A 12,999-nucleotide genomic window follows, 5' to 3' on the forward strand; every position below is an offset into this window, starting at 1 on the left:
GACGCGGCCCGGGCGGCGCGCGCGGCGGCGGCCGCCTCCGCCGCGACCGCCTCCTTCGGGCGGCGCAGCAGCCAGGATGCGAGCACCGGCACGATCGTGAGCGCGACGACGAGCGACGACGCGAGCGCGAGCGTCACGGTGAGCGCGAACGGCCGGAAGAGCTCGCCCGTGATGTCGCTCACGAACGCGAGCGGCAGGAAGACGATGACCGTCGTGAGCGTCGACGCCGTGATCGCTCCCGCGACCTCGCGCACCGCATCCAGGATCGCCTTCGAGCGGGACGGCTCGAACGCCATGTGGCGCTTGATGTTCTCGATCACGACGATCGAGTCGTCGACGACGCGGCCGATCGAGATCGTGAGCGCACCGAGCGTGAGGACGTTGAGCGAGTAGCTCGCGCCCCACATGCCGACGAACGTCATGAGCACCGACACCGGGATCGAGACGGCGGTCACGAGGGTCGAGCGCAGCGACCAGAGGAACACGAGGATGACGAGCACCGCGAAGGCGAGGCCGAGCGCGCCCTCGACCGCGAGCGCCTCGATGGAGTGCTCGATGTACGGCGCCTGGTCGAGCACGGTCGTGAACGCCACGCCCTCGCCGAGCTCCTCGCGGATGCTCGGCAGCAGCTCCTGCACCGCGTGCGAGACGTCGACCGTGTTCGCGGCCTGCGTCTTCGTGATCGAGAGGATGATCGCGCGCTCGCCGTCGACGATCGCGACAGAGGAGATCGGGTCCTCGTCGAGCGCGACGTCGGCGACGTCGCCGATCGCGGTGTCGCCCGTGAGCGGGAGGCCGGCGACGTCGTCGACCGACTCGAGCCGCGCGCCGATCTGCACGCTGAGCGTCTGGTCGCCGTCGTCGACCGTGCCGCCCGGCAGCAGCTGCCCGTGCTCGTCGACCGCGTCGGCGATGTCGGCGCGCGAGAGGCCGCGCGCGGCGAGCGCTGCGTCATCGGGGCTGATGGTGATGCGCTGACCGGGCGCGCCCTGCAGCTGCACGGCCCGCACGCCGTCGGTGCGCTCGAGCTGCGGCACGGCGATCGTCTCGATCCGGTCGACGAGCGCCGACGGCTCGCCGGGACCCGAGACGGCGATGCGCAGCACCGGGAAGTCGGCGATCGAGCCCGTGAGCACCGTCGGCTCGGCGGTCTCCGGCAGCTGGCTCGCGATGCGGTTGACCGCCTGCTGCACGCGCTGCTCGGTGGTCGGGATGCTGATCCCGTAGGTGAACTGCGCGACCACGACGCTCGAGGAGGTCGATGACGTGCCGCTCGTGCCCTCGAGCCCGGGCACCGACTGGATCGCCCGCTCGATGGGGCCGGTGACGTCCTCGCTCATGATCTCCGGGCTCGCGCCCGCGAGCGTCGTCGTGACGACGACCGCCGGCAGCTCGAGCTCCGGCGTCAGCTCGGTCTTGAGGCTCGCGAGCGCCACGCCGCCGAAGATCGCGATGCAGATCGTCGCGAGCGCGACGAGTGCCCGGTTCTTGAGGCTGGCCAGCGAGAGCAGGTGCACCCGTCGATCCTGCCACCCGTCCCCGGTGGGGCGAGCCTTCCTCGGCTATGGATCGCCCCGCGCGCCGGCTATGCGCGCCGCTCGACGAACGCGCGCATCGCGTCGCGCACGTACGCGGCCCCCTCGGGGCCTCCGTAGTTCGCGGCGAAGCGCTCGTCGGCGACGTACATGTCGCCGAGGCCCGCGAACGCCTCGAGCGGCGGCGCCTCCGTCTGCCAGCCCGCGCCGACCCACGCGTAGTGGCGGGCGACGAGCGCCTGCACCTCGTCGGCGTCGACCGGCGCGCCGGCCGCTCGCGCGGCCGCGTAGCCCGCCGCGATGTCGAGGTGCTCCTGCTGGAAGGCGCGCTTGTCGTCGTCGGACATGCGCCGCCACCACGCCTGCCCGTCCTCCCAGGCCTTCCGGCCCCACCGCTCGGTGACCTCCTGCTCGTACCGGCTCTGGTCGAATCCGTCGAGCGCGTCCTCAGCCGCCATGGCCCGTCCTTCCTGTCGTGCCCGCAGCGTCTGCTCGACGGCGCGGATCTGCCTGCGGATGCGGTCGGACTCGCGCTCGAGGTCGACGAGGTGCGCGCGCAGCGCCTCCTCGTCGCTCGCGCGCTCGAGGCTCTCGGCGATCGCGGGGATGCCGACGCCCAGGCCGCGCAGCAGCAGGATGCGCTGCAGGCGCGCGAGCGATGCCTCGTCGTACCACCGCATCCCCGCCGCATCCGTGCGGGAGGGGGCGAGGATCCCGACGGCGTCGTAGTGCCGCAACGTGCGGCTCGAGACGCCGGCGAGCCTCGCGATGCGCTGGATCGACCACTCCATGCCGACGACGGTAGGGGTTGACGCCGCGTCAACGTCAAGCGGCGGATGTCGGATCCCGCTCTCGCGCGCCGTAGCCTTGCGCGCGTGCCCCTGCTGCCCTCGATCGTCGCGGTCGCGATCGGCGGCGCCATCGGCACTGCGGCGCGCGCCGTGCTCGAGGCGTCGATCGAGCAGGGGTGGGCGCTGCTGCTCGTGAACGCGCTCGGGAGCGGCCTGCTCGGGCTCTCCGTCGCGGCGCTCGCCGACGCCCCGGCGTGGCTGCGGCACGGCGCCGGCGCGGGGGTGCTCGGCGGCTTCACGACCTTCAGCGGGGTCGCCGTCGCGAGCGTCGCGCTGAGCGCGGCGGGAGCGGGCTGGAGTGCGGTCGTGCCCGCCCTCCCGGGCATCGCCTTCGCGCTCGCCGCACTGCTCTCGGCGCTCGCCGCCGCATGGGCGGGGCTCGCCCTCGGCCGTCGCCTCGCGCGGAGCCGCGCGCGGTGAGCGCGATCGAGCTGCTCGGGCTCGCGGCCGCCGGCGGGCTCGGCGCGGTCGTGCGCTTCCTCGCGGGCGCGCTCCCCCACCGCCGCCCGGTGCGCGCGACGATCCTCGTGAACCTCGTCGCGAGCCTGCTCGCGGGCGCGCTCACGGGCGTGCTCGTGCTCGACGACGCGTGGAGGGCCGTGCTCGTGACCGGCTTCTGCGGCGGGCTCTCGACCTACTCGGCGTTCGCGGTGCAGGCGGTCGAGCAGCTCGAGGGGCGCCGGAGCGGGCGCGCCCTCGCGACGATCGCCGCGACCGTCCTCGGCGGCGCGCTCGCCGCATCCGCCGGCCTGCTCGTGGGCGCGCTGCTCGCGCCGGCGACCGCCGCGTGACGGGCGCGAGACCCTATCCCCCGGCATGGCCCGGCCACAGCCGCCAGACGGGCGCGATGCTAGGATGGAAGTTGGACTGATCATCCCAGTTCTCACACCGTTCGTCGGCCCGTCGGCCGGCGCCGTCCGCAAGGGGGGTCCAGCATGGGTCGTGGTCGCCAGAAGGCCAAGCACACGAAGCTGGCACGTGAGCTGAAGTCATTCAGCCCGAACATCAACTACTCCGTGCTCCAGCAGGAGCTCGGCGGTGCCCCCGCGAACGACGACCTCGTCGACAAGTGGGCCGACTACGCCGAGTACACCCCCGGCACCGGCGACGACTACGCCGAGGAGCAGCAGGGGCGCAGCGCCTGAGCGAGGGGCCGGCGCTGCCGTCGAGCACGACGGCGCCCGGCCGATGACCCGAAGGAGCCGACCGTGACGTCGCACGCCATCACCAACGCCAAGCTCCAGGAGCCCGTCGAGGTCGGCAGCCACGCGACGGCGACCGCGCCCGTGTTCGAGTCGCTCTCGGTCCTCGACCTGTTCAAGATCGGCATCGGCCCGTCGTCGTCGCACACCGTCGGCCCCATGCGCGCGGCGCTCGACTTCGTCGGCCAGGCGGATGCGACGGGCCGCTTCGACGAGATCGTGCGGCTGCGCATCGACCTGCTGGGCTCGCTCGGCGCGACCGGCTCCGGGCACGGCACCGACACGGCGATCATGCTCGGGCTCGCGGGGCTCGCGCCCGACACCGTCGAGACGCCGCAGATCGCCGCGACGCTCGACGAGATCCGCGCGAGCGGCGAGCTGCTGCTCGGCGGCCGCCACCGCGTGCCGTTCGACGAGGCGAAGGCCTTCGTCTTCCGCCCGCTCACCGTGCGGCGCGAGCACCCGAACGCCCTCCGCATCACCGCCTACGACGCATCCGACGAGACGATCGCGAGCGCCGGGTACTACTCGATTGGCGGCGGCTTCGTCATGCGGCACGACGAGGGCGACGTCCTCTCCCCCGTGCCCGAGCCCGCCGAGCAGCTGCACCCGGTGCGCTACCCCTTCAGCCACGGCGACGAGCTCGTCGCGCTCTGCGAGCAGACCGGCCTCTCGGTGCACGAGCTCATGCTCGAGAACGAGTCGGCCTGGCGCCCCCGACACGAGACCATCGCCCAGCTCGAGCGCATCTGGGAGGTCATGCAGGAGTGCGTCGCCCACGGCATCGAGACCGACGGCATCCTGCCGGGCGGGCTCGACGTCAAGCGCCGCGCGAAGGACTGGCACGCGAAGCTGCTCGAGCGCGACGCGAGCCCGAAGGCGGGGCGCCCCGACCTGCTCGAGGGCATGGAGTGGGTCAACCTCTACGCGCTCGCGGTGAACGAGGAGAACGCGGCCGGCGCGCGCGTCGTCACCGCGCCCACGAACGGCGCGGCGGGCATCATCCCCGCGGTCATGCACTACGCCGACCGCTTCGCGAACTGCGTCGACGACGAGGTGCCGTGGGAGGTGCGGTTCCTGCTCGTCGCCGGCGCGATCGGCATCATCATCAAGTCGAACGCGTCGATCTCGGGCGCCGAGGTCGGCTGCCAGGGCGAGGTCGGCTCCGCCTGCGCGATGGCCGCCGCGGGCTTCGCCGCCGTGCTGGGCGCGACCCCGGCGCAGATCGAGAACGCCGCCGAGATCGGCATCGAGCACAACCTCGGCCTCACGTGCGACCCGATCAAGGGGCTCGTGCAGATCCCCTGCATCGAGCGCAACGCGATGGCGAGCGTCAAGGCGATCAACGCCGCGCGCATGGCCAAGCAGGGCGACGGCACCCACTACGTGAGCCTCGACACCGCGGTCGAGACGATGCGGCGCACGGGCGCCGACATGAGCGACAAGTACAAGGAGACCGCGCTCGGCGGCCTCGCCGTGGCCTTCATCGAGTGCTGAGGCAACTGGCCACTCGCGGTCGCGCCGTCGACGTGCGACAGTGACCTCGGCCGCCGCGTGCGCGCAGGGCGCGGGCTGCGGCGTCGGAAGGGGGCTCTCGTGCGCGGATCGATGGACCGGGCGGCGCTCGCCGCGAGCATGCAGCGACCGGGGACGCGTGCGGGCGTGCTCGCCCTCGTCGCGTGGAGCCTCGCGTGGAAGGGCGCGTCGCTCTGGCGGGCGGCGAAGGACGACAGCAAGCCGTGGTTCGGCGCGCTGCTCGTGACGAACACCCTCGGGGTGCTCGACGCGATCTACCTCTTCGGCGTGCGCCGCGGGCGCCGGCAGCTCGAGCGCGAGGAGGCCGAGATCCGCGCGCGCACGGGCGAGCCCGAGCAGCTGGGCCACCGGCAGGAGACCTGAGGCTGCGCGACGCGGGCGCCCGTGGAGCGGGCGCCGCGCGTGCGCGTCAGTACGAGTACTGGCTCGAGAACGCCGCGGCGACGATGACCGCGAACACGAGCGGCCAGAAGATGAACGCCCAGATGAAGCCGAGCACCGACAGCACGAGGCCCCAGATCGCCATCGTCTTGCCCGCGGGCTCCTTCGCGAGGCCGATGCCCGAGAGCACGCCGCCCGCGATCGCGTTGACGAACAGCGGGAGCACGATGCTCGAGATGCCGAGGATCAGGCCCCACAGCGACATGGTGCGCTTCGTCGACACCGGCGCCGCCGCGTACGAGCCGTACATCGACTGGCCCGCGTCGTATGGCTGGTATCCCGTGGGCGCGGCCGGCTGGTAGCCGCCCTGGGCGGGCTCGTACCCGCCCTGCGCGGGCTGCTCGGGAGGCGTGTAGGTCATCGTGTTCCTTGCGTGCTGGTGGGAGCGGCGCGGGAGCGCAGCGCTCAGCCTATGGCCGCCCGGTGCGCCGCGTCGAACCGTCCGGTGCACGGCGGCTGAACGGGCGGCGAACGTCAGGGACCGCTGGTCGGGCCCATCATGAGCACTCCCAGCAGGCCGATGAGCGGCGCGAGGTAGAGCGCGAGCACGAGGACGATCCCGATCGCCGAGCCGATGAGGCCCGTGATGGCCATCCGTCGCCCCGCGGGCTCGCGGCGGAGCGCGATGATCGCGAAGACGACGCCGATGATGGGCACGACGACGAGCGTCCAGGCGAAGACCGCCGAGCACAGGCCCAGGACCATCGCGGTGATGGAGAGGCCGCGCTGCGGGGCGGCGGCATAGGAGTACACGGGCGCCCGGTACACCGGCACGCCGTACTGCGTGTACCGCGTGAGCTGCGCGGCGGCCGGGTGGATGAGCTGCGCGTCGCCGCCGGACACCGGCGTCGAGTAGCGCTGCGCGACGTTCGGCGGGATGTAGGCGGGGTTCGGCCGCGCGCCGTCGGCCTGCTCCATGGTGGGAGTCTGCGGCGGCCCCATCGTGGGGGTCGGGCCGGGTTGCGTCCGCGAGAAGCGGGGCGCCGCGTCGTGCGGAGCGGCCGCACTCGGGCTCGTCGGCTCCGGCGGCGACTGCTCAGAGGCGCGACGTCGCCGATCGGGCTCCGGCTGCTGGAAGCGGCCCGGGTCCTGCGCCATGCCGCGTCCTCCCTGGTCTCAGTGCGGGTCACGCCCGTGCGAACGGATGCACCGTACGCCGCGCGCCTCAAGATCTCCTGGACGCACGACCGACTCGCCGTGGGGGCCGGCAGCGGTCAGCGGTAGCTGCCGGTGAGCCGCACCGCGCCGCCGTCGACGCCCTTCGCGCCCTGCACCCAGCCGCCGCCCTCGAGGGCCGCGGGCGCGCGCTCCACCGTCCCGACGACGCTCGCCGGGATGCCGGCCGCAGCGCTCGCCGCAGCGACGCGCTCGGCGTCCGCGGCCGACGCGACCACGAGCATCCCGAGGCCCAGGTTCCAGGTGCCCTCCGCGTCGGTGAGGGGGAAGTCGCCGAGCTCCGCGAGCGCGTCGAACACCGACGGCACCTGCCACGCGGAGCGGTCGACCTCGACGGCGAGGCCCTGCGGCAGCACGCGCGCGAGGTTCGCGGCGATGCCGCCGCCGGTGACGTGCGAGACGGCGTGCACGCCGAGCCCCTGCTCGAGCATCCCGAGCACGGGAAGGGTGTAGAGCCGCGTCGGCTCGAGCAGCACCTCGGCAGCCACGCCGCCGAGCTCGTCGACCCTGTCGGTGAGCGCGATGCGGCGCTCCGCGAGGACGTGGCGGACGAGGCTGAAGCCGTTCGAGTGCAGCCCCGAGGAGGCCATGGCGACCACGACGTCGCCCTCGGCGACGCGCTCGGCGCCCAGCACCGCATCCGCCTCGACGATGCCGACCGCCGCCCCCGCGATGTCGTAGTCGTCGGGCGCCATGACGCCCGGGTGCTCGGCTGTCTCGCCGCCCACGAGCGCCGTGCCGGTGGCCTCGCACGCCTCGGCGATGCCGCGCACGATGTCGGCGATGCGCTCGGGCACGACCCTGCCGCACGCGATGTAGTCGGTCATGAAGAGCGGCTTCGCGCCGACGACGACGATGTCGTCGACGACCATGCCGACGAGGTCCTGGCCGATCGTGTCGTGCTTGTCGATCGCCTGCGCCAGTGCGAGCTTCGTGCCGACGCCGTCGGTCGAGGTCGCGAGGAGGGGCTTCGCGTACGCGCCCGCGGCCGAGAGGTCGAACATCCCCGCGAAGCCGCCGAAGCCGCCGAGCACGCCGGGACCGTGGGTGCGCGAGACCGCGGCCTTCATGAGCTCGACCGCGCGGTCGCCCGCCCCGGTGTCGACGCCGGCGGACGCATACGGATCGGTCATGCGTCCAGGCTACCGAGCGCCGCGCGCCGTCCTCGCTCTCAACCGGGTCAGTGGTCGGCGGACGCGATTATCGCGCCGGCCGACCACTGACCCGGTCGAGAAGCGCTCGCGGGTGGTTGGATGGGCGCGGCACACCCACCACGTCGACGGAGACACCCATGCGCGCACTCGTGACCCGAGGCAAGCCGGGGCTCGAGCTCATCGAGCTGCCCGAGCCTGAGACCCCCGCTGGCCACGTGAAGGTGCGCGTGCTGCGCGCCGGCATCTGCGGCACCGACCTGCACATCGACGGGTGGGATGCGTGGGCGCAGTCCGCGGTGACGCCGGGGCTGACCGTCGGGCACGAGTTCTGCGGCGAGATCGTCGAGGTGGGCGAGGGCGTCACGGACTACGCCGTCGGGCAGCTGATGAGCGGCGAGGGGCACGTCGTGTGCGGGCACTGCCGCAACTGCCGCGCCGGCCGCCGGCACCTGTGCATCCACACCTCGAACCTCGGCGTGCAGCGCGACGGCTGCTTCGCCGAGCACGTCGTGCTGCCCGCGACGAACGTGTGGGTGCACCCGGGGCTCACCGCCGCCACCGCGACGCCCGAGCAGCTCGACGTGTTCGGCATCTACGACCCGTTCGGCAACGCGGTCCACACCGCCCTGAAGTTCCCGGTCATCGGCGAGGACGTGCTCGTGACCGGCGCGGGCCCCATCGGGCTCATGGCCGCGATGGTCGCCCGGCACGCGGGCGCCCGCCACATCGTGATCACCGACATCGCCGAGCCGCGGCTCGAGCTGGCCCGCTCGCTCGGCTTCCGCGCGCTCAACCCGCGGGAGGAGTCGATCGGGGCCGTGCAGCGCGAGCTCGGCATGCAGGAGGGCTTCGACGTCGCGCTCGAGATGTCGGGCTCCCCCTCGGCCCTCGTCGGCATCATCGAGAACCTCAACTTCGGCGGCCGCATCGCGATGCTCGGCCTGCCCGCGCAGCCCATCGAGGTCGACTTCGCGAAGGTCGTCTCGCACATGCTCACGATCCAGGGGATCTACGGGCGCGAGATGTTCGAGACCTGGTACGCGATGGCGGCGATGGCCCAGACCGGGCTCGACGTCTCCCCCGTCATCACCGACCGCTTCGCCTTCGCCGACTGGGAGGCCGCGTTCGAGCGCGCCCGCTCCGGCGATGCGGGCAAGGTCGTCCTCGACTTCACCGATCTGCAGGGAGCGTGACCCGTGTACTCCATCCGTGACTCCATCGCCGACGAGCTCGCCGAGATCGAGGCCGCAGGCCTCACCAAGCGCGAGCGCGCGATCGCCTCCCCGCAGGCGGCGACCGTCGTCGCGAACGGCGCCGAGGTGCTGAACTTCTGCGCCAACAACTACCTCGGCCTCGCCGACGACCCGCGCATCGTCGAGGCGGCCAAGGCCGCGCTCGACGAGTGGGGCTTCGGGATGGCCTCGGTGCGGTTCATCTGCGGCACCCAGACCCAGCACCTCGAGCTCGAGTCGCGGCTCGCCGCGTTCCTCGGCCAGGAGGCGTGCATCCTCTACTCGTCGTGCTTCGACGCGAACGGCGGGCTGTTCGAGACGCTGCTGGGGCCCGACGACGCGGTGATCTCGGATGCCCTCAACCACGCGTCGATCATCGACGGCATCCGCCTGTCGAAGGCGGCCCGCCACCGCTACGCGAACCGCGACATGGCCGAGCTCGAGGCGCGGCTGCAGGAGGCCGCGGGCGCGCGCCGCCGGCTCATCGTCACCGACGGCGTGTTCTCGATGGACGGCTACCTCGCGCCGCTCGAGGCGATCTGCGACCTCGCCGAGCGCTACGACGCGATGGTGATGGTCGACGACTCGCACGCGGTCGGCTTCACCGGCGCGACGGGCGCCGGCACGCCGGAGCTCGCGGGCGTGCAGGACCGCGTCGACATCATCTCCGGCACGCTCGGCAAGGCGCTCGGCGGCGCCTCGGGCGGCTACATCGCGGCGCGCCGCGAGATCGTCGACCTGCTGCGTCAGCGCTCGCGCCCCTACCTCTTCTCGAACGCGCTCGCGCCCTCGGTCGTCGCCGGCTCGCTCGCGGCGCTCGACCTCGTCGAGAGCGCGGGCGAGCTGCGCGAGCAGCTGCGCCGCAACACCGAGCGGTTCCGCGCGGGCATGGAGGCGCACGGCTTCGAGCTGCTGCCGGGCGAGCACCCCATCACCGCGGTGATGTTCCACGACGCCCGGCTCGCGGCGCAGATGGCGGATGCGATGCTCGAGGAGGGCGTGTACGTCACCGCATTCTCGTTCCCCGTCGTGCCGCGCGGTGAGGCCCGCATCCGCGTGCAGCTCTCGGCCGCCCACTCCGACGCCGACGTCGACCGCGCGGTCGCGGCGTTCGCCGCGGCGCGCGACCGCGTCGCGGCTTGACCCCGGCCGCCCCTCGGGGCGTGCACAACGCAAGCCCGGCGCCGCGAAGTAGCGGCCCCCGCCCAGCAACGAGCCCGCGGGCCGCGCAGTGCGGCTCGCGGGCTTGCGTTGTGCTCGGGGCGAGGGCTAGAAGACCGGCTTGCCGCCCGTGACGCCGAGCACGGTGCCCGAGACGTAGCTCGCCTCGTCGCTCGCGAGGTAGACGAACGCCGTCGCCACCTCGATCGGCTGCCCGGGGCGGCCGAGCGGCGCGTTCATGCCGAAGTCCTTCACCGAGGGCTTCGTCGAGGGCTGGAGCGGCGTCCAGATCGGGCCCGGCGCGACGGCGTTCACGCGGATCCCCTTGCTGCCGAGCTGCGCGGCGAGGTTGACCGTGAAGTTGTTGATCGCCGCCTTCGTCGAGGCGTAGTCGAGCAGCGTGTCCGAGGGGTCGAACGCCTGGATCGACGAGCAGTTGATGATGCTCGCGCCCTCGCCGAGGTGCGGCAGCAGCGCGCGCGTGAGGTTGAACATCGCGAAGATGTTCGTCTCGAACGTCTGGCGCAGCTGCGCGTCGGTGATGTCGGCGAGCGACTCCTGCGCCATCTGGTAGCCGGCGTTGTTCACGAGGATGTCGATGCCGCCGAGGCCCTCGACCGCCTGCTGCGCGAGGTCGAGGTTGGCCTGCTCGGTGCGCTGGTCGGTCGCGACGAGCACCGCCTTGCGGCCCGCCGCCTCGATCTGGCGCTTCGTCTCGTCGGCGTCCTCCTGCTCCTGCGGGAGGTAGGCGATCGCGACGTCGGCGCCCTCCTTCGCGAACGCGATCGCGGTCGCGCGGCCGATGCCGGAGTCGCCGCCGGTGACGAGGGCGCGCTTCCCCTCGAGCCGGCCGCGGCCGACGTAGCTCGTCTCCCCGTGATCGGGGACGGGCTGGAGCCGATCCGTCCAGCCGGGCCACTCCTGGGTCTGCTCGGGCAGGTGCTTGATGGATTCGGTGTCGAAGCTCATGTCCCCCACTGTGCCGCCGCTGGCTGGAAGCGCGGTGGACGGTGACCCGACGCATCCGCCCGACTGCGGCACGGGGACGCGGGTAGGCTGGAGCGTCAGCCCCGCGACAGAAGGAGCTCGCCTGTGTGCGGCATCGTCGGCATCGTCTCCGACTCGAGCGTCAACCAGCAGGTCTACGACGCACTCGCCCTCCTCCAGCACCGCGGGCAGGACTCGACCGGCATCGCGACGGCCGAGGGCCGCTCGATCCACCTGAAGAAGGCCAAGGGTCAGGTGCGCGAGGCGTTCCGCACCCGCGACATGCGCGCGCTGCTCGGCGACTACGGCCTCGGCCACGTGCGCTACGCGACGCGCGGCGAGGCCGAGAACGAGCTCGAGGCGCAGCCGTTCTACGTCAACGCCCCCTACGGCATCGTGCTCGTGCACAACGGCAACCTCACGAACTCGCGCGAGCTCGAGCACGAGCTCGCGACGGTCGACCACCGGCACGTGAACACCGGCAGCGACACCGAGATGCTCGTCAACGTGCTCGGGAGCGAGCTGCAGTCGCTCGTGCGCGGCGGCGACCTCGACGCCGACCGGCTCTTCACCGCGGTGCGCCGCGTGCACGAGCGCATCGAGGGCTCGTACGCCGTCATCGCGCTCATCGCCGGCCACGGGCTGCTCGCGTTCCGCGACCCGTTCGGCATCCGCCCGCTCGTGCTGGGCAGCCGCGTGAGCGACGCGGGCCGCACCGAGTGGATGGTCGCGAGCGAGTCGGTCGCGCTCAGCGGCAGCGGGTTCCACGTCGAGCGCGACGTCGCGCCCGGCGAGGCCGTCTTCATCACGCCCGACGGCGAGCTCGTGTCGGCCATGACGCACGACCGCCCGGTGCTCATGCCGTGCGCGTTCGAGTACGTCTACCTCGCGCGCCCCGACTCGGTGATGAACGGCATCAACGTCTACGAGTCGCGGCTGCGCATGGGCGAGCGGCTCGCCGACACGATCGCGCAGTACACGCCCTCCGGCGCGATCGACGTCGTCATGCCCATCCCCGACTCCTCGCGGCCGGCGGCGATGGAGGTCGCGCGCCGCCTCGGCATCGAGTACCGCGAGGGGTTCTACAAGAACCGCTACGTCGGGCGCACGTTCATCATGCCCGGGCAGCAGCAGCGCAAGAAGTCGGTGCGGCAGAAGCTCAACGCGCTCGAGAGCGAGTTCCGCGGCAAGAACGTGCTCGTCGTCGACGACTCGATCGTGCGCGGCACGACGAGCCGCGAGATCGTCGAGATGATGCGCTCGGTCGGCACGAACACCGTCACCTTCACGTCGGCGGCGCCGCCCGTGCGCTTCCCGCACGTGTACGGCATCAACATGCCCTCGCGCGGCGAGCTCATCGCCTCAGGCCGCTCGATCCCGCAGGTGAACGAGGCGCTCGGCAGCGACTTCCTCGTCTACCAGGAGGTCGACGACCTGCAGCGCGCGATCCTCGACGGGAGCGACATCCAGGGCCTCGAGATGTCGTGCTTCACGGGCGACTACGTCACGGGCACCGTCACCGACGAGTACCTCCAGTGGGTGGAGCGGACCCAGCTGAGCTAGTCGCCGCGCCGCTCAGGCGCGCGAGCCCTCCGCCGGCGCCGCAGGCTCGGCTACGCCCGGCGCCCACGCGCCGAGCGCTGCGACGAGGCACGCGATCGCGCCGCCGAGCACGACGTCGGGCACGGGCACCGCGTGGAGCAGCAGCGCGGCGAGCCCTGCGC

At 72.8% G+C, this 12,999-nt stretch carries 14 protein-coding genes; 8 read left to right on the top strand and 6 right to left on the bottom strand.

Features of this window, described 5'->3' with window-relative positions; translation table 11 throughout:
• Window positions 1-1,517 (bottom strand): efflux RND transporter permease subunit (locus tag NWP09_RS07820; protein ID WP_258274962.1); only part of this gene is annotated, 1,517 nt, incomplete at its 3' end.
• A 68-nt stretch (window positions 1,518-1,585) separates the two neighbouring features.
• Window positions 1,586-2,326, bottom strand: coding sequence for a MerR family transcriptional regulator (locus NWP09_RS07825; RefSeq protein ID WP_258274963.1), 741 nt, complete (start codon window positions 2,324-2,326; stop codon window positions 1,586-1,588).
• 84 nt (window positions 2,327-2,410) lie between these two features.
• On the opposite strand from NWP09_RS07825, the gene NWP09_RS07830 reads away from it, so the two are divergent.
• The 5 genes from NWP09_RS07830 (at window position 2,411) to NWP09_RS07850 (ending at window position 5,487) form a co-directional block, all read left to right on the top strand.
• Window positions 2,411-2,806, top strand: a complete 396-nt coding sequence (locus NWP09_RS07830) for a CrcB family protein (protein ID WP_258274964.1) — start codon at window positions 2,411-2,413, stop codon at window positions 2,804-2,806.
• Entirely contained in the window at window positions 2,803-3,177 is a 375-nt protein-coding gene (locus NWP09_RS07835) for a CrcB family protein (protein WP_258274965.1), read from the top strand. The genes NWP09_RS07830 and NWP09_RS07835 overlap by 4 nt, the downstream gene beginning before the upstream one ends.
• Window positions 3,178-3,321: 144 nt before the next feature.
• Window positions 3,322-3,531, top strand: a complete 210-nt coding sequence (locus tag NWP09_RS07840) for a DUF3073 domain-containing protein (protein WP_258274966.1) — start codon at window positions 3,322-3,324, stop codon at window positions 3,529-3,531.
• A gap of 141 nt (window positions 3,532-3,672) precedes the next feature.
• The gene (locus NWP09_RS07845) at window positions 3,673-5,085 is read left to right on the top strand and encodes an L-serine ammonia-lyase (RefSeq protein WP_258274975.1); all 1,413 of its coding nucleotides are present in this window, start codon (window positions 3,673-3,675) and stop codon (window positions 5,083-5,085) included.
• A gap of 99 nt (window positions 5,086-5,184) precedes the next feature.
• Window positions 5,185-5,487, top strand: coding sequence for a DUF5652 family protein (locus NWP09_RS07850; RefSeq protein WP_258274967.1), 303 nt, complete (start codon window positions 5,185-5,187; stop codon window positions 5,485-5,487).
• Window positions 5,488-5,533: 46 nt separating this feature from the next.
• On the opposite strand, the gene NWP09_RS07855 is transcribed toward NWP09_RS07850, so the two are convergent.
• The 3 genes from NWP09_RS07855 to purM form a co-directional block, all read right to left on the bottom strand.
• Window positions 5,534-5,926 carry a hypothetical protein gene (locus tag NWP09_RS07855; protein ID WP_258274968.1) on the bottom strand — a complete coding sequence of 131 codons (393 nt, stop codon included), beginning with the start codon at window positions 5,924-5,926 and terminating at the stop codon, window positions 5,534-5,536.
• A gap of 113 nt (window positions 5,927-6,039) precedes the next feature.
• Window positions 6,040-6,483, bottom strand: coding sequence for a DUF4190 domain-containing protein (locus NWP09_RS07860; protein WP_258274969.1), 444 nt, complete (start codon window positions 6,481-6,483; stop codon window positions 6,040-6,042).
• Window positions 6,484-6,779: 296 nt separating this feature from the next.
• Window positions 6,780-7,874, bottom strand: a complete 1,095-nt coding sequence (gene purM, locus NWP09_RS07865; protein WP_258274970.1) for a phosphoribosylformylglycinamidine cyclo-ligase — start codon at window positions 7,872-7,874, stop codon at window positions 6,780-6,782.
• A 158-nt stretch (window positions 7,875-8,032) separates the two neighbouring features.
• Here purM and tdh point away from each other — a divergent pair, with 158 nt between their 5' ends.
• Both tdh and NWP09_RS07875 read left to right on the top strand, forming a co-directional pair.
• Window positions 8,033-9,088 carry an L-threonine 3-dehydrogenase gene (gene tdh / locus NWP09_RS07870; protein WP_258274971.1) on the top strand — a complete coding sequence of 352 codons (1,056 nt, stop codon included), beginning with the start codon at window positions 8,033-8,035 and terminating at the stop codon, window positions 9,086-9,088.
• Window positions 9,089-9,091: 3 nt separating this feature from the next.
• Window positions 9,092-10,270: a glycine C-acetyltransferase gene (locus NWP09_RS07875; RefSeq protein WP_258274972.1), complete on the top strand. Its 1,179-nt coding sequence runs from the start codon at window positions 9,092-9,094 to the stop codon at window positions 10,268-10,270.
• Window positions 10,271-10,396: 126 nt separating this feature from the next.
• On the opposite strand, the gene NWP09_RS07880 is transcribed toward NWP09_RS07875, so the two are convergent.
• Complete coding sequence (locus NWP09_RS07880; protein ID WP_258274973.1) at window positions 10,397-11,257, bottom strand: SDR family oxidoreductase; 861 nt, start codon at window positions 11,255-11,257, stop codon at window positions 10,397-10,399.
• 123 nt (window positions 11,258-11,380) lie between these two features.
• Between NWP09_RS07880 and purF the strand changes: the two genes are divergently transcribed.
• Entirely contained in the window at window positions 11,381-12,838 is a 1,458-nt protein-coding gene (gene purF, locus NWP09_RS07885) for an amidophosphoribosyltransferase (RefSeq protein ID WP_258274974.1), read from the top strand.
• Window positions 12,839-12,999: the final 161 nt, after the last annotated feature.

Source organism: Agrococcus sp. HG114 (genome assembly GCF_024723325.1).
In the GTDB taxonomy this organism is placed as follows: domain Bacteria; phylum Actinomycetota; class Actinomycetes; order Actinomycetales; family Microbacteriaceae; genus Agrococcus.

Coding starts and splice junctions, on each gene's coding strand:
- NWP09_RS07840 (WP_258274966.1), top strand. CDS start 3,322: ATGGGTCGTGGTCGCCAGAAGGCCAAGCACACGAAGCTGGCACGTGAG.
- tdh (WP_258274971.1), top strand. CDS start 8,033: ATGCGCGCACTCGTGACCCGAGGCAAGCCGGGGCTCGAGCTCATCGAG.
- NWP09_RS07880 (WP_258274973.1), bottom strand. CDS start 11,257: ATGAGCTTCGACACCGAATCCATCAAGCACCTGCCCGAGCAGACCCAG.
- NWP09_RS07855 (WP_258274968.1), bottom strand. CDS start 5,926: ATGACCTACACGCCTCCCGAGCAGCCCGCGCAGGGCGGGTACGAGCCC.
- NWP09_RS07860 (WP_258274969.1), bottom strand. CDS start 6,483: ATGGAGCAGGCCGACGGCGCGCGGCCGAACCCCGCCTACATCCCGCCG.
- NWP09_RS07825 (WP_258274963.1), bottom strand. CDS start 2,326: ATGGAGTGGTCGATCCAGCGCATCGCGAGGCTCGCCGGCGTCTCGAGC.
- purM (WP_258274970.1), bottom strand. CDS start 7,874: ATGACCGATCCGTATGCGTCCGCCGGCGTCGACACCGGGGCGGGCGAC.